The sequence below is a fragment of the Bradyrhizobium sp. Arg816 genome (assembly GCF_029989365.1).
In the GTDB taxonomy this organism is placed as follows: Bacteria; Pseudomonadota; Alphaproteobacteria; order Rhizobiales; family Xanthobacteraceae; genus Bradyrhizobium.
In genome coordinates this window covers 15,063-33,965 of record NZ_JAPRAQ010000002.1, presented here as the reverse complement: position 1 = coordinate 33,965, position 18,903 = coordinate 15,063, and the positions used below count along the sequence as shown (strand labels likewise).

Annotated in this window: 18 protein-coding genes; 2 read left to right on the top strand and 16 right to left on the bottom strand. The window is 62.7% G+C overall.

Going from position 1 to position 18,903, the window contains the following annotated elements:
• Nucleotides 1–27: 27 nt before the first annotated feature.
• Nucleotides 28–1,044: a transporter gene (locus tag OWC48_RS05150; RefSeq protein ID WP_282519575.1), complete on the bottom strand. Its 1,017-nt coding sequence runs from the start codon at nucleotides 1,042–1,044 to the stop codon at nucleotides 28–30.
• Between the two features lie 700 nt (nucleotides 1,045–1,744).
• On the opposite strand from OWC48_RS05150, the gene OWC48_RS05145 reads away from it, so the two are divergent.
• Nucleotides 1,745–2,335, top strand: coding sequence for a hypothetical protein (locus tag OWC48_RS05145; RefSeq protein ID WP_282518994.1), 591 nt, complete (start codon nucleotides 1,745–1,747; stop codon nucleotides 2,333–2,335).
• Nucleotides 2,336–2,473: 138 nt separating this feature from the next.
• Here OWC48_RS05145 and OWC48_RS05140 read toward each other — a convergent pair whose 3' ends face one another.
• The 6 genes from OWC48_RS05140 to OWC48_RS05115 all read right to left on the bottom strand — a co-directional run bounded on the left by OWC48_RS05140 (nucleotide 2,474) and on the right by OWC48_RS05115 (nucleotide 10,798).
• Nucleotides 2,474–3,451 (bottom strand): HAD family phosphatase, encoded by a 978-nt coding sequence (locus OWC48_RS05140; RefSeq protein WP_282519574.1) that lies wholly within the window; start codon nucleotides 3,449–3,451, stop codon nucleotides 2,474–2,476.
• Nucleotides 3,452–3,588: 137 nt separating this feature from the next.
• Complete coding sequence (locus tag OWC48_RS05135; RefSeq protein ID WP_282519573.1) at nucleotides 3,589–5,238, bottom strand: arylsulfatase; 1,650 nt, start codon at nucleotides 5,236–5,238, stop codon at nucleotides 3,589–3,591.
• Between the two features lie 240 nt (nucleotides 5,239–5,478).
• A complete protein-coding gene (locus OWC48_RS05130) occupies nucleotides 5,479–7,149 on the bottom strand; it encodes an arylsulfatase (RefSeq protein WP_282519572.1) in 1,671 nt (556 codons plus the stop codon).
• A 120-nt stretch (nucleotides 7,150–7,269) separates the two neighbouring features.
• Nucleotides 7,270–8,265 carry a formylglycine-generating enzyme family protein gene (locus OWC48_RS05125; protein WP_282518993.1) on the bottom strand — a complete coding sequence of 332 codons (996 nt, stop codon included), beginning with the start codon at nucleotides 8,263–8,265 and terminating at the stop codon, nucleotides 7,270–7,272.
• Between the two features lie 394 nt (nucleotides 8,266–8,659).
• A complete protein-coding gene (locus OWC48_RS05120; RefSeq protein WP_282518992.1) occupies nucleotides 8,660–10,039 on the bottom strand; it encodes a LysM peptidoglycan-binding domain-containing M23 family metallopeptidase in 1,380 nt (459 codons plus the stop codon).
• Nucleotides 10,040–10,147: 108 nt separating this feature from the next.
• Nucleotides 10,148–10,798, bottom strand: coding sequence for a protein-L-isoaspartate(D-aspartate) O-methyltransferase (locus OWC48_RS05115; RefSeq protein WP_282518991.1), 651 nt, complete (start codon nucleotides 10,796–10,798; stop codon nucleotides 10,148–10,150).
• 237 nt (nucleotides 10,799–11,035) lie between these two features.
• Between OWC48_RS05115 and OWC48_RS05110 the strand changes: the two genes are divergently transcribed.
• Nucleotides 11,036–11,407: a response regulator gene (locus OWC48_RS05110; protein WP_282518990.1), complete on the top strand. Its 372-nt coding sequence runs from the start codon at nucleotides 11,036–11,038 to the stop codon at nucleotides 11,405–11,407.
• Between the two features lie 3 nt (nucleotides 11,408–11,410).
• On the opposite strand, the gene surE is transcribed toward OWC48_RS05110, so the two are convergent.
• From surE to nagZ, 9 genes are all read right to left on the bottom strand, one after another.
• Nucleotides 11,411–12,178 carry a 5'/3'-nucleotidase SurE gene (surE, locus tag OWC48_RS05105; protein ID WP_282518989.1) on the bottom strand — a complete coding sequence of 256 codons (768 nt, stop codon included), beginning with the start codon at nucleotides 12,176–12,178 and terminating at the stop codon, nucleotides 11,411–11,413.
• Nucleotides 12,179–12,283: 105 nt separating this feature from the next.
• A complete protein-coding gene (locus OWC48_RS05100) occupies nucleotides 12,284–12,646 on the bottom strand; it encodes a hypothetical protein (protein ID WP_282518988.1) in 363 nt (120 codons plus the stop codon).
• Between the two features lie 197 nt (nucleotides 12,647–12,843).
• Complete coding sequence (gene serS / locus OWC48_RS05095) at nucleotides 12,844–14,175, bottom strand: serine--tRNA ligase (RefSeq protein WP_282518987.1); 1,332 nt, start codon at nucleotides 14,173–14,175, stop codon at nucleotides 12,844–12,846.
• A gap of 196 nt (nucleotides 14,176–14,371) precedes the next feature.
• Nucleotides 14,372–15,184, bottom strand: coding sequence for a twin-arginine translocase subunit TatC (tatC, locus tag OWC48_RS05090; RefSeq protein WP_014495053.1), 813 nt, complete (start codon nucleotides 15,182–15,184; stop codon nucleotides 14,372–14,374).
• The gene (gene tatB / locus OWC48_RS05085; RefSeq protein ID WP_282518986.1) at nucleotides 15,181–15,747 is read right to left on the bottom strand and encodes a Sec-independent protein translocase protein TatB; all 567 of its coding nucleotides are present in this window, start codon (nucleotides 15,745–15,747) and stop codon (nucleotides 15,181–15,183) included. The genes tatC and tatB overlap by 4 nt, the downstream gene beginning before the upstream one ends.
• Nucleotides 15,748–15,833: 86 nt before the next feature.
• On the bottom strand, nucleotides 15,834–16,070 hold the full coding sequence (locus tag OWC48_RS05080; protein ID WP_282518985.1) for a twin-arginine translocase TatA/TatE family subunit: 237 nt from the start codon (nucleotides 16,068–16,070) through the stop codon (nucleotides 15,834–15,836).
• A 168-nt stretch (nucleotides 16,071–16,238) separates the two neighbouring features.
• The gene (gene scpB / locus OWC48_RS05075; protein ID WP_063983111.1) at nucleotides 16,239–16,988 is read right to left on the bottom strand and encodes an SMC-Scp complex subunit ScpB; all 750 of its coding nucleotides are present in this window, start codon (nucleotides 16,986–16,988) and stop codon (nucleotides 16,239–16,241) included.
• A 21-nt stretch (nucleotides 16,989–17,009) separates the two neighbouring features.
• The gene (locus OWC48_RS05070; RefSeq protein WP_028152462.1) at nucleotides 17,010–17,849 is read right to left on the bottom strand and encodes a ScpA family protein; all 840 of its coding nucleotides are present in this window, start codon (nucleotides 17,847–17,849) and stop codon (nucleotides 17,010–17,012) included.
• The gene (gene nagZ, locus OWC48_RS05065; RefSeq protein WP_282518984.1) at nucleotides 17,846–18,874 is read right to left on the bottom strand and encodes a beta-N-acetylhexosaminidase; all 1,029 of its coding nucleotides are present in this window, start codon (nucleotides 18,872–18,874) and stop codon (nucleotides 17,846–17,848) included. Before nagZ ends, OWC48_RS05070 begins: the two co-directional genes overlap by 4 nt.
• Nucleotides 18,875–18,903 lie beyond the last annotated feature (29 nt).

Here is an 18,903-nt window from a genome sequence, read left to right as displayed (position 1 = left end):
AACTGACAAGCCGCAGCTTGATTGCTGCTAGTATTTTCTGACGATGGGCTTTGTCGTCGGAGGTGCTCCGGGCGCGGGCGGCGAGATAGAGAAGGTGACCCAGGTATTCCAGCCCGATGGCCGGTTTTCCGCAGCGAACTCGCCGTAAGCTTTCAAATTGAGATAGCCCTGCATGTCGCCGACCGGAAACAGGAATCCAATCTGGGGGCCGATGCCGACCACTTGGGACTGGAAGCAGCCGACACGGTCACCTGAACCGCTGTCGCAGCCGAGTTGCCTGTAGACATAGCCCACGAGGCCAACCATGACCTGCTTCGACAGGAATTGCGATGCGCCCCAGTCGAAATGCATGTCGACGCCATTCTGATACTGCGTTGCAGTGTTCTTGAAATTGTAGGTGAAGCCGAGCACGCCGGAGAATTCGTGGCCGGTCTGCGGATTGAAATAGGTGTAGCCGCCGCCGGCGTCGATCGCGCCGTGTCCGATGCCTATATTCGACAGGCGCGTGGATTGGTAAGCGCCAACCGGGATGTCGCCCATGATATAGGTCATGTAGTTGTGGACGCCGGCGTTCCAGCGCAATTGGAATACCGGCGCCACATCCCCAAAGCCCCATGTGGTGTCGCTGATGGTGTCGGACCGCGCGAAGGGAACAGCTGCGAGCGGCGGCGCCGAGATCACACCGGACAAAGTCCCTGCCAAGCTGGTGCCGACGACACCATAGGCTCCCAGGAGGGACACCGACGCCTGACCGCCGAGCACCGGCGTCGCGAATACATAGGTCGGGAGCACAAAGCCAAGATCGCCCGTGGCGTTGACGTTCAAATTCAGATTTGCATTGAGGGTGCCGTTGACCGGAACCCTATTGAGCGTGAATTCACGCGCACGCGCGACGTCGGCGCCGGCGGATACGGAGGTGTGATAGTAGATATTCGTCAGCGACCAACCCGGCTGCAGCGGTGTAGCCGCCAGGCTTCCAAAAAAACCGGGGACCCAGAAGCTGACGCCGCCTTCATCGGCCAACGCGCAATGGGAAAAACCCATGATCGCGGACGTCAAGACGAATGCAGCAACCCCAAGTCTGCGTCGACGTGCTGATTTCGATCGCTCACTCTGCCCCGCCGCCAGTGCAATGCTCACTGTCATGTCGCGCCTCGTAAGATGTGTTACCTCCGAATACAATCCGGCGACAGCGTACCCCCGAGGCGAGCGGGGCTCATCATGCAAAATTCAACGGGGATAGATCTATCGCAAGAAAGATGAATGCTGCGACCAAAGAGCCACATTCGGTAACCCAAGTCCGATCGGGCGCCACGGCAAACCTACTGCAACCCTCTCATAGCTGGAAATGTTGAGTATGCAGTTTGTGCCACCGATTCTATTTTCGGACCCCCACCAACGAGTGAGAAAAAAAGCAAGCTTGCATTGCCGTTCGCTGGCGATGCCAGCCGTTGTTAGGTCGCATATTGAGCCTCACGACTGCTTATTGGTAATCGAGTGTGACCAAGAGCAAAGTTGGCAGACGATGAACCTCAAGCTCACGCTCGTCGGCGTCGTTCTAGCGTCAGTCTTCGCCGCACCTGTGGCCGCTGGCCCATTCGAGGATGCCGTCGATGCTCACGCCAGAGGCGATTACGCCAAGGCCCTGTACGGCCAAGGCGTGGAGACGCCGGCTACGCAGCAACCTCCTCGTTAGCCGAAACTTCTATTGCGGTGCTGATGACCGCCATAGGCACAAATTCCGATGCATCACTGCCAGATCGCCCAGCGCGTTCTCAAACAGGAGACGATCGCAAAGTCAGACAACAATGTTCACTCAAAGAACACGAAGCGGCACGAAGACTCAATTTCGTTGTTGCCGAAATGTCACCTGCATCGACAAAGCAAGCTCGGCTTGATGCAGATCAAACAAGTCGATTGGTCAGAGACCTTCTTGGTCATATGTTTGCGAGTTGTGGCCGACCTTGAGGAGGCGACGGTGCAGAAAGTCTTCCTCATTTGCATCGCCGCAGGATTGTTGAGCGGACCCGCTCTTGCGTCCGACCTGCCTGTCAAAGCTCCAATATACAAAGCACCAATCGCGGCACCATTGTATAATTGGGGAGAGTTTTATGTTGGCGCCAACTTCGGTGGGGGATGGTCCAACGGCAGCCTGAACCTTCCCGGCAACAATCTGTATGGCGGCCTGACCGAATTCGTTGGAGGCGTGCAGGCGGGCTATAACTTCCAGGCTGACGCACAATCAGACTTGCGCCCCGGTGTCCGCACAGGGGCATTTGCGTCGGCTAACCGAACCTCGTTCACGGGCAAACCCAACTTCGATCAAAACGAATAGCCTGCATTTGTGAGCGCAGTGCCGCAGGCGACGAAGATGGTCGGTGTGCAAGTCCGGAATGCGTTGGGTGCCTCTTGCCGGTAACGATGTCCACCGGCTATGGCCGTCCAGATGGCTCTTATGGGTCCTTAGAGGATGTCAGTCGAAGGCAAAGATGCGCTTCCAGTCCTTCTTCATGTCGACCACCGCCCACTTGTTGACGGCCGCGGCGTCGAGCGCGACGTCGAGTTTCCCGAAATGCGAGTCGCGATCGTAGGCATATTCACGCTCCGCATCGGTATGGTGGACGATCAGGCCGAACCGCGCGCCACTGGCGCCGAGCGTCGCCCATTGCAGCATTTCGAGATCGCCGTCGGAGTTGCCGAAGGCGGCAATCGGACGCCGGCCAATGTGGCTATTGATCCCGATTGGCTTGCCGGCCTTGTCGTCGATAAAATTGACATCGGGCAGCCGGAAGAGCGTTGGCGCACCGTCCTTTATCTCAAATCGGGTCTTGATCGACGATCCGACAACCTGCTCCGGCGGTATTCCGTAGATCCGCTCGGTCCAGGGCCGCATGAATTCGATGCCGCCGCCTGACACAATGAAGGTCTTGAAGCCGCTGGCCCGGAGATAGGCGAGCAGTTCGAGCATCGGCTGATAGACGAGCTCAGTATAAGGGCGCTTGAAGCGACGGTCGCGCGCGGTCGCGAGCCAGTCGGTTACGATTTTTTCGAACTCTGCCGTCGTCATGTCGGCATGAGTTACCGCGATGATCTCGACCAATCCCTTTTCGCCGGAAGCCGCCAGCGCCTTCAGATCGTTGTCGAGCACCGCTGCGAATGGCTGCTTGGTCTTCCATTCCGGATGCATGGGCGCCATGGCCTTCACGCGGTCCAGTGCGAAGGCCAGCTGTATGTACATTGGCTGCTCGATCCAGAGCGTGCCGTCATTGTCGAAGGTCGCGATGCGCTGGTCGACCGGGACGAAATAAGGCCCATCTTGCGTCGTGACGCGCGCAACAAAGTCGAGGATCGAGGCCTTGGTCGCGCCGTCGTTCCATGATGGCAGTGGATCGCTCTGCGCTTGTGCCATTGCGGAGTTGGAACGGAGTGAAACGGACAGTACCGGAAGCATCGCCAAGGACGAGAGAAGAACGCGGCGATCGATAGCAGGTAAACGGATGATCGGCTTCATGGTCGACGCCTTTCCATTGCCCAGCGGGCGCACGGAAATTCGGCGCGCCCGCCATAAATCAGTCGAAGCCCTGGCGACTACCTACTCACTGCCGCCCGGGCCGCCTCGATTTTCGCCTTCACGGCATCGAGGTTGAAGCTCGCGCCCTTTTGCATCGGCGGAAACTCGATCGCTGTCATCGCCAGCTTTTCGACCTGCTGCTGAACAAACACAAAGCGCCAGAATTCGTATTTGAACCAGTCGAAGTATTGCTGCGCGCCCTCTTTCGACCCGCTATCGGGCCAGCCCGTGCGCTCGAACGGATCGAGGCGAAGGTTCGTCAAGTAGGGCACGTCAGCCTTGGTTTTTTCACCGAGCCAGCCTCTAGGCTGGTCGATGAAACGATACTTGAAGTCGTCGATGCGCACGGCCCCGAGTTCGCTCTCTCCGAAGTAAAAGATTTCGTGCCGGTTCGACGGCCCCTTGCCGGTAATCATGTCGATCTGGTTATAGCCGTCCAGATAGCACTTATAGGTCGTGTCACCGATCTGTTTGCCCTTCTTCAGCTCCTCTGCAATGTTCGGGTTGCCGGCCGCCGCCAGGAAGGTGGGAAACCAGTCCAGGCCGGAAATGATGCCGTTCTCGACCTTGCCGGCCGGCACCTTGCCCGGCCAACGGATCATGCAGGGGACGCGGAAGCCACCTTCCATGACGGTGCCTTTGCTCTGCGCAAAAGGCGTCTGTCCGCCGTCGGGCCACGTGAAGACCTCGGTGCCGTTGTCGGTGGTGAAGACCACGATGGTGTTGTCGTCCACACCCATATCCTTGAGCTTCTGCATCACGATGCCGATGTCGTCATCGAGCTGCGCCATGCCGGCTTCATGTATCGACCAGCCGTTCTTGGAGTTGCGCGTCGCCTCGTACTTTGGTGAAAGATGCGTTACGATGTGCATCCGGGTTGGATTGAGCCACAGGAAGAACGGCTTGTTGTCGGCCTTGGCCTTCTCGATGAACTTGATCGCCAGGTCGCGGATTTCGTCGTCCACGGTCTCCATTCGCTTGGGATAGAGCGTTCCAGCATCCTCGATCTTCTGCTTTCCAACCTTGCCCCAACGCGGGTCCACCGTGGGGTCATCCACGTTGGTCGCATAAGTATGAAGCATGTTGCGTGGACCGACGACGTTCAGCAGATCCTGCGGGTAGTTTGGGTGCGCGGGGTCTTCCATTGCGTCGAGGTGATAGAGGTAACCGAAGAACTCGTCGAAGCCGTGCACTGTCGGCAAGAATTCATTCTTGTCGCCGAGGTGATTCTTGCCAAACTGGCCGGTGGCGTAACCCATTCCTTTCAACGCCGTGGCGATGGTCACGGCCTGCGCGGGTATGCCGATGGCAGCGCCGGCCTGGCCGACAGTGGTCATGCCGGTGCGGATTGGCAATTCACCGGTGATGAAGTTGGCGCGACCTGCCGTGCAGCTCGCCTCGGCATAGTAATCGGTGAACAGCATGCCTTCGGCGGCGAGCTTGTCGAGATTGGGCGTCCGGCCGGCCATCAGGCCGCGGTGATAAGCGCCGATATTCCACATGCCGATGTCGTCACCCATGATGAAGACGATGTTCGGCCGCTGCCCGGCTGGCGCGGGTGACGGCGTTGGTTGCTGCGCATGCGCAGAACTTGTTAGCCCGACCGCGGTGAGTGCCGAAGCGGCCACAAGCGAACTGCCGCTCAGCAGCAGATCGCGGCGTTTCATTCCGCCGCCCGATTGCGGCGCAACGTCGTGGGATTCTTCTGGCGGAAGCTTGTTACTCATGACGTGCTCCTCTCCGTTGTGATGCAATTTGTTCTGTTCGCTTGATGCATCGGAAGCCGAAATGGCTTGTGGAGGTGCCGACCGGCCCGCGCGGGCCGTTATCACTTTGCTCGCAATTCCGTTGGCGGGCGCCCCCGTCGTGGGGCGCCCGCTTCGTCAGATCCCGTTCGTCTCACGCAGCTAGTCGCTGCGACCGGCAACTTTGGCCTGCTTGACCTGTTGCAGCACCTGATCGAGGTTGTAGCTCGCCGGGTCCTGCAGCGGTGGGTAAGCAATATAGCTCTCGAGTTCCTTCAGCCACAGCGCCTGCCCGATGGGCAGCATGTTCCAGTCATAGATGTAGGCTGTGGAAGGATTGCCGATTGAGCCGCCCACGCCTATGAGTGTCTTGAATTGTGAACCAATGGAGGTCTCGAACGGGTCTCGCTTGATATTGACGACCTGGGCCCAGTGATAGGGAAGCGCGCCGGCAATGAAGCCCTGCGGCGCGTCGGAGACCATCGTAAAGTAGATCTTCCAGTTCTTGTAGCGGACGGCCGACGGGTCCTTGCCCGAATAGTAGAAGAAGGTATCGCGCGCCGACGTTTCCGAACGCCCGGAGAGGTATTCGGTCTGATCGACGCCATCGAGCGTCGTCTTCACGATGCCGGGATATTGGCCGGCCTCGATGCGCTTCTTCAGCGCATCTCCCTTTGCGCCGCCCGCGATGTTGACAAACGTCGGCAGCCAGTCGAGCGAAGCGAAGATGTCGTTCTTGATGGTGCCGGGCTTGATAACCCCGGGCCAGCGAACGAGCGCCGGAGCGCGCATGCCGCCTTCCCAGGTGCTCAGCTTGCCGCCCTTGAACGGAGTTGTGCCGCCGTCCGGGAAGGTGATGGTTTCGGCACCGTTGTCGGTCGTGAACACCACGATCGTGTTGTCGAGCTGGCCCATGTCCTGGAGCTTCTTCAGCACCACGCCGATGTTATCGTCGAGCTGCTTCATGCCGGCCTCGTTGAGGCCCCAGTCCTTGCCGCCGGGCTCGCCGACCATGGCCGCGTACTTGTCATTCAGCACGGTCGTGATGTGCATACGCGCGGGGTTGTACCAGACGAAGAACGGCTTACCCGTCGTCTTCGGATCGTTGCGATCGATGAAGTCGACGACCTTGGCCGAGATTTCCTCGTCGACCCCCTTCGATCGCTCGAGCGTCAGCGGGCCCTGGTCGATACACTGCTGAGTCCTGGATGTGCCATCCGACTTGCACGACAGGACGTTGCGCGGAGGCGTCAGGCAAACCGACGTTTTCGGATCGACCGCGCCCGGTACCTCCGGGATGCCGGGGATCGGCGTATTCTTGCATGGCGGGGCAACTGTCTGCTGGGTGGGGGACTTGTTGATGTCCGGGAAGCTCACGCCCTGCATCGCATCGAGGTGATACAGATAGCCCCAGTATTCCTGGAAGCCATGCGCGGTCGGCAGCGCGTCGGTGTGATCGCCGAGATGGTTCTTGCCGAACTCGCCGGTGTTGTAGCCGAGATCGAGCAGGAACTTGGCGAGCGCCGGGGTGCCGGGCCGCAGATAGGACGGACTGCCGGGCAGTTGTGGGGGGATCATACCGGTGCGCAACGGGTGCATGCCGGTGAAGAAAGCGTTCCGCCCTGCCGTGCAGCTCTGCTCGGCATAATAATGCGTGAATATCGCGCCTTCATTGCCGATGCGATCGATGTTGGGCGTCTCCCCGACCATCAATCCGCGATGGTAGATGCTTGGCTGGTACAGGCCGATGTCGTCACCCATGATGAAGAGGATGTTGGGCTTTTGCGCCGGCTGTGCGGTCGCCGGAGTGCTGGCTGTTCCGGACAGCGACATCAACATCGTCGCGCCAAGCAGCGAGGCGCAGGACCTCTTGTGACAACTGGGCGTCTTGTGCGGCGTTGCGGTCGACAGCTTGTCATCGAATATGCAATTCAACATGACGTCGCTCTCCCGTTATGATGCGTCAGAGGCTCCTCGCCTGATGCACCGAAATCCAAGATGACTCGTGGATGTGTCGACCGGCTCCGCGTGTCGCGCTGCCGGCCGGTAGCGTCGGCAGTAGTTCGGCGCGCACAAATGCGAGCCGCCCTTGATGACCTTGCGTGGAATCTTGACGTTGGTCGTTCTGGGGTCGTAGCTATCGGCCTCGCGGCCGCCGCGCGGGTTCTCTGGAATGCAGCAGGCTTTTGCTGCGTCAGCCTCATGCCGAGGCGAGTACCAGTCGGACGTCCATTCCCAGACGTTGCCGATCAGATCGTGCAGCCCGTAACCGTTCGGCGGAAATGCGGTGACCGGCGATGTCCGTTCGTATCCGTCGTCCCTGGTGTTCTGGCGTGGAAATTCGCCCTGCCAGGTGTTGGCCATGTGACGGCCCCCGGGCGCAAATTCATCCCCCCATGCGAACTCGGCGCCGTCCAGCCCGCCGCGCGCCGCGAATTCCCATTCCGCCTCGGTTGGCAAATCCTTGCCGGCCCATTTTGCGTAGGCGAGCGCATCGCTGAAGGCCACATGCACGACGGGATGATCGTCCAGCCCACGGATGTCGCTGCCCGGCCCGTAGGGATGCCGCCAGTCCGCGCCTTTGGCGAAGGTCCACCACTGGCTGAAGTCCCGGAGACTGACCGGATAAGCGGGCGGAGAGAACATCAGCGAGCCCGCATAGACCATGTGCGGGAGTATTCCCGGATAGTCCTTTGGATCGGGCGTGATCTCGGCAACGGTGACGTGGCCGGTAGCTTTGGCGAACGCCTTGAATTGCCGGTTGGTCACTGGATGGCAATCCATCCAAAACGCATCCACGGTGACGCGGTGGACCGGCGCTTCCTCCGGATAGTGCCGATCCGAACCCATGCGAAACGTGCCGTTTGGCACGTACAGCATCCCCTCACCTGCTGGATGCTGGACCGATTGTCCGGAATCAGGCGACGATTTCGCATCAGCCAGCTTCATGCCGATCTCCGGACCCGAGCGTCATTGGCCTGCGCCGCTACGGATACGGAACGCCAGACTTCCCGGTTGATCTAGATCAAGGGTCCTGATCGGGTCACGACGGCGCTGGGTCGCCAGCAAGCGCTGCCATGTCCGCTGCGCCATCGAAACCGAAGCAGATTCAGAACATTAGGACATGCCACCGGCAGCCATCGGCTACTTTGCATGGGGTTGTTTTTCGATAATTGATTGTCCGGACACAAAAGCCTCAGTACGCCACGGTTCGAGGCAGTTTCTCGGCTTGGCGACCGCCGCCTCTGAAATACTGGATCGCCCGCTCCAGTGCGCAATACGCACAAGGCGGGCGATGACAGCATACGCGTGGTGATCGCGTGCCCTACTCCGGGCCCGCGCCTCACGCCCCGTTCAGGAATTGAAGCGGGTCAACCGGGCTCGATCCCTTACGGATCTCGAAGTGGAGCTGCGGCGACGCCACCTCCCCGGATTGACCCGACTTGGCAATGACCTGACCGCGCTTGATGGTATCGCCGCGCTTCACCATCAGCTCACTCGCATGGGCATATGCGGTGACGTAGCCGTTGGAGTGCCGAACCAGGACCAGATTGCCGTAACCTTTGAGCTCGTTGCCTGAATAGGCGACGACGCCGTCTTCAGCCGCCTTGACCGGCGTCCCCTCGGGCACCGCGAGATTGATGCCGTCATTGGACTTGCCATTGGTCTTGGCGCCGTAGGTCGTGACCACCTTGCCGCGCACCGGCCAGCGGAAGGTCGGCAGCGCGCTGGTGGTCTCCGCAGCTTTCGCCGGAGCCTCCGCGGCCTTCTCTTCGACATTGGCCGTGGCCTGGGCCAGACGCGCGCTTTGCACCGGTGCGGCGACAGCGGCCATCTTGGTGGCGGGTGCGGGAGCAACCGCAACGGGCTGCAGCGTCCCGGCGACGGGAGCAGCGGCAACCGGCACCGCAAGGGCAGCGGTCTTGGCACCGGGTACGGTCAGCCTGGTGCCGAGCTTGAGCTTGGCCGACGGATCGAGGCCGTTGGCACGGGCAAGCTCAGCCGACGAGATATGGTTCTTGCGGGCAATGCTGGCGAGCGTGTCGCCGTGATTGACGAAGTGCGTGCTCGGCGGCGCTGCGACTGCAACCGGCTTCGCAGCAGGCGCCATCGCGGGAGCCGCCGCGACAGGAGCCATCGCCGGTGCGGGCGCAGCGGCTGTGGCCGGATGCGGGATGATCAGTTGCTGACCGGGCGAGAGCGCGCGCGGGCCCTTGTAGCCGTTGGCGGCGAGGATCGCCTGCGGCGTGACGCGATAGCGCTTGGCGAGCACGTCGAGCGTGTCGCTGGTGCCGACGATGATTTTGGTCCCGCCGGCCGCCTGGGCGGCGGCGACCGAGCGCGGCGGCACGGTGGCCGTGGTCTCCAGATGCGGCTGCGCCGGGGACGCGTAGGAGCTGACGCCACGGCCGCCTCCGGACACGCCACCACCTCCCGCAACGGGATAGGATTGCGGCGCGGAGACCGCCGGCGGCGGCAAGGGCTGCGACTGATAATAACCGGGCTGCGTCTGCGGCCGCGAATATTGCGGCAGCTCACGCTGCTGCGGCGGCGCCTGCTGCACCGTACCGGTCTGATCAGACGAGAAGGGGTTGGAGAAGTTCGACTGGGACAGCCGCGACTGCATGTCGGCGCTGCACCCTGCAAAGCTGAACGAGATCAGCGCCAAGACCGCAACCTGCGGCACGCGGCGCGAGTAAAGCAACTCGGCGACAACAGACATGGTTACTCACTCGTACGCAACAGAACTGATCTTTTAAGTAAACACGTCGCGAGTAAATAACGGCTTAACCCTCCCATAAGATGTTGGCAGCACAGCCGATCCGGAAATCTAGAGTTCCCGCGCCACCCCGGGCAGCGCCGGCACGAAGCGGACCTCGACGAGTTCCTTGCGCTCGATCCCGGCTTCGGTCCGGCTGAGACGGACCAGCGTCTGCACACCATGGTGCGGGCCGATGGGCGCGATCAGGATGCCGCCGACCTCCAACCGCTCGACCAGGTTCTCCGGAAGCTGCTCGATCGCGGCGGTCACGATGATGCGGTCGAACGGGCCGATATTGGCCGGCAGGTTGAGGCCGTCGCCGAGCATCACCTCGACATTGTGACAGCCGAGCTTTTCAAGCCGGGCGCGTGCCGCCTCCGCAAGCTTGCGGTAGCGCTCGACGGTCAGCACCTGGCCCGCGAGCCGCGACAGCACGGCGGCCTGATAGCCCGAGCCGGCGCCAATCTCGAGCACGCGGTGCTTCTTCTGGAGCTGGAGCTGCTCGGTCATGTAGGCGACGACGAAGGGTTGGCTGATGGTCTGCCCGCAGGCGATCGGCAGCGCGCTGTCACGATAGGCGGCGTCGCGATCGGTCTCCTCGACGAACAGATCGCGCGGCACCTCCTCCATGGTCCGCAGCACCGCCTGATCGCTGATGCCGCGGCGCCTCAGCGAGAGCTGAAACATCATCTTTTCCGGCGGGTGCTGATCGGAGGTCATTGCTGCTTATCGTTTCGTCGGGTCCGGGGCCACTTGTCTCGTTAAGACCCGGGGCGGGAATCCTGTTCCTACCCAGGAACCCATGATAGCCTTTCGGGCGCGGTATTGGACCATAAATCGGCTTGCAACGGGTTGGCTGCAAAGACCATTTTCAGGTGTCCGCTCGCCGAAACGCGCATTGCGTCGATTCGCGTTATCTGCGAACGTTTTCCGCAAATGGGCAAGGACTCAACGACTATGACCGCGACCGGGCCATCGGGCCGCTCCGTATTCCTCGTCGAGGACGAGGTGATGATCAGGATGATGGTCGCGGATATGCTCGAAGAGCTCGGCTACCAGGTGGCTGCCGAGGCCGGCGATATCACCGAGGCCCTGCGGCTCGCCCAGGCGACCGAGTTCGACATCGCCATCCTCGACGTCAACGTCAACGGCAAGGTCATCTCTCCGGTCGCCGATGTCATCAAGGCGAAGGGGTGCCCGTTCATCTTCGCCACCGGCTACGGCTCCTCCGGTCTGCCCGAGCAGTACCGCGACCGGCCGGCGCTGCAGAAGCCGTTCCAGCTCGACGCGCTCAGCAAGACCATCGAAGCCGCCCTTCGCGGCGGCTAGCGATTACTTCAGCGTCGCGCTCAGCGCTTCGGAAAACGCCTCATTGGTGCGGTCGAGCCGGAGCGGCGTAACGGAGACATAACGCTCGCGCAGCGCCGCCAGATCGGTGCCTTCGGCAGGCGTATCCATCATCGCGGCACGCTCGAAGCCGATCCAGAAATAGGGATTGTTGCGGCCGTCCCTGCGCTCGTCGATCCTGAGGAAGCCGAGATTGCGCTTGCCCTGGCGCGTGACGCGAATGCCGAGCACCTCTTCCGGCGTACAGGCCGGGAAATTGACGTTGATGACGGTGTCCTTCGGGATGCCGGCGGCGATCACCTTGCGCAGGATGTCGGGTCCGAATTTGAGCGCGGTGTCCCAAAGCGGGTGCTCGCGCGTCTCGACGCTGAACTCCTGCGACAGGGCGAAAGACGGCAGCCCCAGGATGGTGCCCTCCAGCGCGCCGGCGATGGTGCCGGAATAGACCACGTCCTCGGCGACGTTGCGGCCCTTGTTGACGCCGGACAGTACGAGGTCCGGTGGCTTGGTGCCGAGGATATGGCGCGCGCCCATGATGACGCAGTCGGTCGGCGTGCCGCGCACCGCGAAGTGGTTTCGTCCGACCTCGCGCAGGCGCAGCGGATCGTTCAGCGAGAGCGAATGCGACACGCCGGACTGGTCGAGTTCGGGCGCCACGACCCAGACGTCGTCGGACAATGCACGTGCGATCTCCTCCACGACCTTGAGGCCGGGGGCGTGAATGCCGTCGTCATTGGTGCAGAGAATGCGCATGCCGGGGGTCGATTCCTGAAGCGGGTCTGAACCGTCTTATCCGGCCGGGGCCGATCAGGCAAACCGGCCGACTGGGGCCGGCGGCGGGTTCCCGGCCTGGTCCTGCTACCTGCGGATCCGCCATTGCGGCAGGAAGCGCGCGAGCCTGCCTTCCGCACGCAGCTTCATCGCCGGCACCACCAGGCTCACGACCGGGGCCTCGATCACCCCGAGCGCCTTCATATGCGCGAGGATCGGGTCCGGCTCCGGCGTCTGCGGAAAGCGTTCGCGCGCCACGGTCAGCGCCTTGTCGAAATCCGCAGCATTCACGCCGGGCTTGGCCCGCCGGCTGCACACGAGATCGTCATCCCAGAGCCGCGCGATCGCGATGTCGAGCACACCACGCAGACGCTGATCGACAGCCTGGATACCGGCACCTGTCACCGCCCATTGTCTGCCGACCCAGAAGATGTCGCGGTGCAAGGCCATGAACAGTGAGTTCGTGTTGTCGGGTGGCCGGCAGAATAACCAGCCGCCCGATCTTCGCAACCAAACGTTTCTGCGTGACAGCCGGGCAGCACGCCCTGAACTCCCGTTCCGATAGAATCGGAACGTGAGTCCAGATTTTTATCTTGTTTGAGGTGTTTTCTTGACGCGAACCGGTATCGACTTCGCTCGAAAACGCGCTACTCGCGCGCGACCACCTTCAGCCCGCCCATATAGGGCTGGAGCACGTCGGGGACTGCGATCGAGCCGTCCTCCTGTTGATAAGTCTCCATCACGGCGATCAGTGCGCGGCCGAGCGCGGTGCCGGAGCCGTTCAGCGTGTGCACGAATCGTGGCTTGCCGTCCGGACCGCGCGAGCGGGCGTCCATGCGGCGGGCCTGGAAGTCACCGCAGACCGAGCAACTCGAGATCTCGCGGAACGCGCCGCCCTCGCCCTGCCCGGGCATCCAGACCTCGATGTCATAGGTCTTTTGCGACGAAAAGCCCATGTCTCCGGTGCAAAGCGTCATCACACGGTAATGCAGATCGAGCCGGCGCAGCACTTCCTCGGCACATGCCAGCATCCGCTCATGCTCGTCCTTGCTGGTCTCCGGCGTCGTGATCGACACCAGCTCCACCTTGGTGAACTGGTGCTGGCGGATCATGCCTCGGGTATCACGTCCTGCGGCGCCCGCCTCCGCGCGAAAACACGGCGTCAGCGCAGTCAACCGCATCGGCAGCTGCTTCTCATCGAGGATGGATTCTCGAACGAGGTTGGTGAGCGCCACCTCCGCTGTCGGAATGATGCCGAGACGCTCGGTCCGCAGCCGCTCCAGATCGGGTGCGGCGAGCAATTCGCCCTTGATCGCCCAGAACTGGTCGTCCTCGAATTTCGGCAATTGTCCCGTACCGAACATGATCTCGTTGCGGACCAGCAGTGGCGGATTGATCTCGGTATAGCCGTGCTCGTCGATGTGCAGATTCAGCATGAACTGGCCGAGCGCGCGTTCGAGCCGCGCCAGCCCCTTCTTCAGCACGACGAAGCGCGCGCCGGAGAGCTTTGCCGCCGTCTCGAAATCCATGTCACCGAGCGCGCCGCCGAGATCATCATGGGGCTTGGGCGCAAACGCGTAGTTGCGCCGGTTGCCGAAGACATGGCGTTGCACATTGCCGTGCTCGTCGACGCCGTCGGGCACTTCGCCGAGCGGCAGATTGGGGATCGCCGACAGCGCCGTGGCGAGCTCCTCGTCGGCGGCTTTCGCAACGGCTTCGAGCTGCGGCATCGTGGTCTTGAGCTCGGCGACCTCCGCCATGAGCTTGGCGGCGCGCGCGTCATCCTTGGCCTTCTTGGCGTCGCCGATCTCCTTGGAGGCCGCATTGCGCCGCGCCTGCGCCTGCTCCGAGGCCAGGATTGCCGCCCGCCGCTTCTCGTCGATCGCGAGCAGCGAGCCCGACAACGGCTTCAGGCCCCGGCGGGCAAGGCCGGTGTCGAAGGCTTGCGGATTGTCGCGGATCGATTTGATGTCGTGCATGGCCGTGGTCCTGGGGCTTGTTGCAAGCTTGCAAATTGAAGGTTTGCAAGATTGCAAATGGCTGGCTCCCCCTAGCACAGCTGTCATCGCCCGCGAAAGCCGGCGATCCAGTATTCCAGAGACTGCGGTGATTCCTCGATAGGCCACGGCGTACTGGATTCCCCGCCTTCGCGGGGAATGACAGCGAACCCTAGCCCTACTCCGCCGGATTGGGCGGCGTCGACACGTCGGTCCCGGTTGCGGCCTGCGACGCCGCCGCCTTCTTCTCCACCATCCCGACCGCGATGATCGAGCCCTCGTAGAGCGCCAGCAACGGAATCGCCAGCGAGCACTGGCTGAGCACGTCCGGCGGGGTCAGCACGGCTGCGATGACGAAGGCGATGACGATGAAGTAGCGGCGCTTCTCGCGCAGCATTTTCGAGGTGACGATTCCAATGCGGCCAAGCAGCGTCAGGATCACCGGAAGCTGGAAGGCGATGCCGAAGGCGAAGATCAGCGACATCATCAACGACAGATATTCGCCGACCTTGGGCAGCAGCTGGATCTGCGCGGTCTCGTCACTGCCGGCCTGCTGCATGCCGAGCGAGAAGCGGACCAGCATCGGCAGCACCACAAAATAGACCAGCGCCGCGCCCAGCACGAAGAAGAACGGGGTCGCGACCAGATACGGCAGGAAGGCCTGCTTCTCGTGCTTGTAGAGCCCGGGCGCGACGAACTTGTAGATCTGCGTCGCGACGATCGGGAACGAGATGAAGCCGGCGCCGAACAACGCGAGCTTGAGCTGGGTGATGAAATATTCCAGCAGCGCCGTGTAGATGAACTTCGAATTCTCGGGACCCGCGACCCACACGAACGGCCAGACCAGCACGTTGTAGATCTGCTTGGCGAAGAAGAAGCAGAAGATGAAGGCCACGCCGAAGCCAAGCAGCGCCTTGATCAGCCGCGACCGCAGCTCGATCAGGTGGTCCATCAGAGGGGCTTTGCTGGCCTCGATATCGGCGTCGCTCATGACGCTTTGACGTCCTTGATCGCCTCGGATGGCGCAGTGTCTTGCATGACCTGAGCCTGCTCGACCTCGCGGGTGATCGCGAGCGGCTCGTTCACGGCCGCATGCGCCTCGGCCTCCACGAAGGTCTCGGGCGTCGGCGCCTCCGGCGTGGTCGGTGTCGCCGGCGTTTCGCTTGAAATCGCCAGCGCTTCACTTGCAATCGCCGGCGTTTCGCTTGAAGTCGCCGGCGTTTCGACGGCCGAGGTCGTGGAGGTTTCGGCCGGCTTGTCCAGCGCATCGACGCGGAGCGCGTCGCTGACATCCTTCTGGAGCGAGGTCATCAGGTTGTTGCCGGCAAAGCCGGAAGCGGCTTCCTTGACCTCGTCGAAGCTCTTCTTGAGGTCGGCCATTTCGGCCTCGCGCATCGCTTCCTGGAATTGGCCCTGGAATTCGGCAGCCATCTTGCGGGCCTTGCCCATCCACTGCCCGACCATGCGCAGCACGCCCGGCAGCTCTTTCGGGCCGATGGCGACCAGGGCCACGACCCCGATCAGGACCAGTTCACTCCACCCGATGTCGAACATGAGGTCTTCCGTTCACGCCAGCCGCGACCGGCCCAATCCTTCGCGCTTAGGATCGGCGCCGTCACCCGCGTCTCGCGTACGCCTGCTCAGACGGCCTTGCTGCCGACGTCGGACCGGGCCGCGGTCGGCGGCGCGGTGTTGTGCTCTATCGACTTGGCCGGCTCAGGCTTGTCGGCGACCTTGTCGTCGTCCTGCATGCCCTTCTTGAAGGCCTTGATGCCCTGCGCCACGTCGCCCATCAGATCCGAAATCTTGCCGCGGCCGAACAGCAGCAGGACGACTGCGATCACCAGGATCCAGTGCCAAATGCTAAGCGAACCCATCCTGCAACCCTCCAAACACACTTGGCCGGGGACCCGGCCGATCTTCCCGAAACCTAGGCGCGGCAGGCCTCAAAAACAAGGACCAAGGCAGCGCCAATTCGCTGTTGGCGCTACGTAATCTTGCCAGTGTTAACTGGTCGCAGGGGGCCTCTCTTAACGGCCGGGACGTCAGTCCTCGCTGCCACCCTCGCCGCCCTCATTGCCGCCTTCCGGCGTCTCGGGCTCGACCGCAGGCGCCAGCGCCAGATCCAGGTCCTCGCCCGGTTCCAGCGGATCCTCGTCCTCGCGCAGCTGCGGGTCATCCGACGGGGTCGGCACGCTGAATCCAGTCGGCAGGCGCGAATCCAGCAGGCCCGTGCCCTTCAGCTCTTCCAGGCCCGGCAGATCGCCAAGCTGTTCCAGGGTGAACTGCGACAGGAAGTCCTCGGTGGTTCCGAAGGTCAAGGGGCGGCCGGGCGTCTTGCGACGACCGCGCGGCTTGATCCAGCCGGTTTCCAGCAGCACGTCGAGCGTGCCTTTCGAGGTGACGACGCCGCGGATCTCTTCGATCTCGGCGCGCGTCACCGGCTGGTGATAGGCAATGATCGCCAGTACCTCGATCGCGGCACGCGACAGGCGGCGGGTCTCGGTGCTCTCCCGCGTCATCAGCCAGGCGAGATCGCCGGCGGTGCGGAAGGTCCATTTGTTGGCGACACGCACGAGATTGACGCCGCGCAAGGCATAGTCTGCCTGGAGCTGTTCGAGCGCGGCCTTGACGTCAACGCCATCAGGCATGCGCTTGGCCAGCGTCGCGGTGTCCAGCGGTTCATTCGAAGCAAACAGCAGCGCTTCCAGCAGCCGCAGCTCTTCAGGACGTGCCTGGGACTCGTTCTCCATCGGCTCGGCCTCTTCTACCCGCACTTCAGCCAGGCTTGCCATGGCAGCTTCTCCTTCTTGCACTTAACCGACCGGCGCATCAGGCGCAGGAGCTGCGTCCACGACCGGTTTCGGGCGCCCCTTCCGGAAATAGATCGGCGCGAACGCCTCTTTCTGGTTCAGCTCGAGCTGACCTTCGCGCACCAGCTCGAGCGCGGCGGCAAAGCTCGAAGCGAACACCGTCGCGCGCTGCGTCGGATCGGCGACGTGGCGGACCAGGAAGTCGTCGAGAACGCCCCAGTCGTCCTGTTCGCTGATGCTGCCGACCAGCCGCTCCAGCGTGGCGCGCGCCTCGGCGAGCGACCACACCGTGCGCTTGGCCAGATGCACGCTCGCCAGCACGCGCGACTGGCGCTGCGCGGCATAGGCAGTGAGCAGGTCGTACAGCGTCGCGGTGTATTTCGGGTGCTTGATCTCGGCGATCTGCTCGGGCTCGCCGCGCGGGAAGATGTCGCGCAGCAATTGCTGCCGGTTCATCAGCCGGTTGGCGGCTTCGCGAATGGCTTCCAGCCGGCGCAGGCGGTTGGCGAGTGCGGTCGCCATCTCTTCGGCGCTCGGGCCTTCCGCACTCGGCGGCTCCGGCAGCAATAGGCGCGACTTCAGGAAGGCGAGCCAAGCCGCCATCACGAGGTAATCGGCGGCAAGCTCAAGCCGGATCTTTCGCGCGGCTTCGATGAAGTGGAGGTACTGGTCGGCCAACGCCAGGATCGAGATCTTGGCGAGATCGACCTTCTGCTGCCGCGCCAGCGCGAGCAGCAGGTCGAGCGGGCCCTCATAGCCCTCGACGTCCACGACCAGCGCCGGCTCACCCTCGGCGAGCTCTGCAGGCCGCCCGGTTTCAAACGATAGGATTTCTGCGGTCATGCGGATGCCGTGTTTGCCCGTGCGATCAATGCGTCCAGTTCGGCGCGTGCGGCCGCCCGGTCGAACCGCTGCGGTGCCTTGCGCGACGCAAGTGCGGCCTTCGCCCGCGCCAGCGCCGTGCCGGACAGCTCAGGTGTCTGGCCGGCGACCTCGCGCATCTCCTCGATGTTGCCGTTGCAATGCAGGGCCATGTCGCAGCCGGCCGCGAAGATGGCGCGGGTCCGTTCGGCGATATTCCCCGACAGCGCGTTCATCGACACGTCATCACTCATTAACAAACCCTGGAACCCGATCACGCCGCGAATCACCTGAGTGATCATTGTCGCAGAAGTCGTCGCCGGATGGGCGGGGTCGACCGCGCTAAACACAACATGTGCAGTCATGGCCATCGGCAGGTCGGCCAACGGCTTGAACGCCGCAAAGTCGGTCCGGTCGAGTTCGTCCCTCGGGGCATCGACCGTCGGCAGCTTGAAATGGGTGTCGGCGGTGGCGCGTCCATGACCGGGAATGTGCTTGAGAACGGGCAGCACGCCGCCCTGCTCCAGGCCCTCGGTGACCGCGCGCGCGATCGCGGCGACCTTGCCCGGCTCAGTGCCGTAAGCCCTGTTCCCAATGACGCCATCGGCCCCCGGCACCGGCACGTCAGCCAGCGGCAGGCAATCCACGGTAATGCCGAGATCGGTGAGATCCGACGCAATCAGCCGGGCGCTGAGGCGCGCAGCCGCCAATCCAAGGACCGAATCAGCGTCGTACAAGGTCGAGAAAATCGCGCCCGGCGGATAGACCGGCCAGTGCGGCGGGCCCAGCCGCTGCACCCGGCCCCCCTCCTGGTCAATCAGGACAGGCGCGTCAGCCGCGTCCGCAACCGACCGCAATTCCGCAACCAGCGCAGCGACTTGAGCCGGCGTCGCGACATTGCGCTTGAAGAGGATGAAGCCCCATGGGCGTTCGGCACGGATAAACTCCCGCTCGGCGGCGGTTAGTTCCGTTCCGGATACACCGGTAATGAAGGCCCGCGTGCTCATAACGGCCGATTAACCCTGCCCCGCGAGGG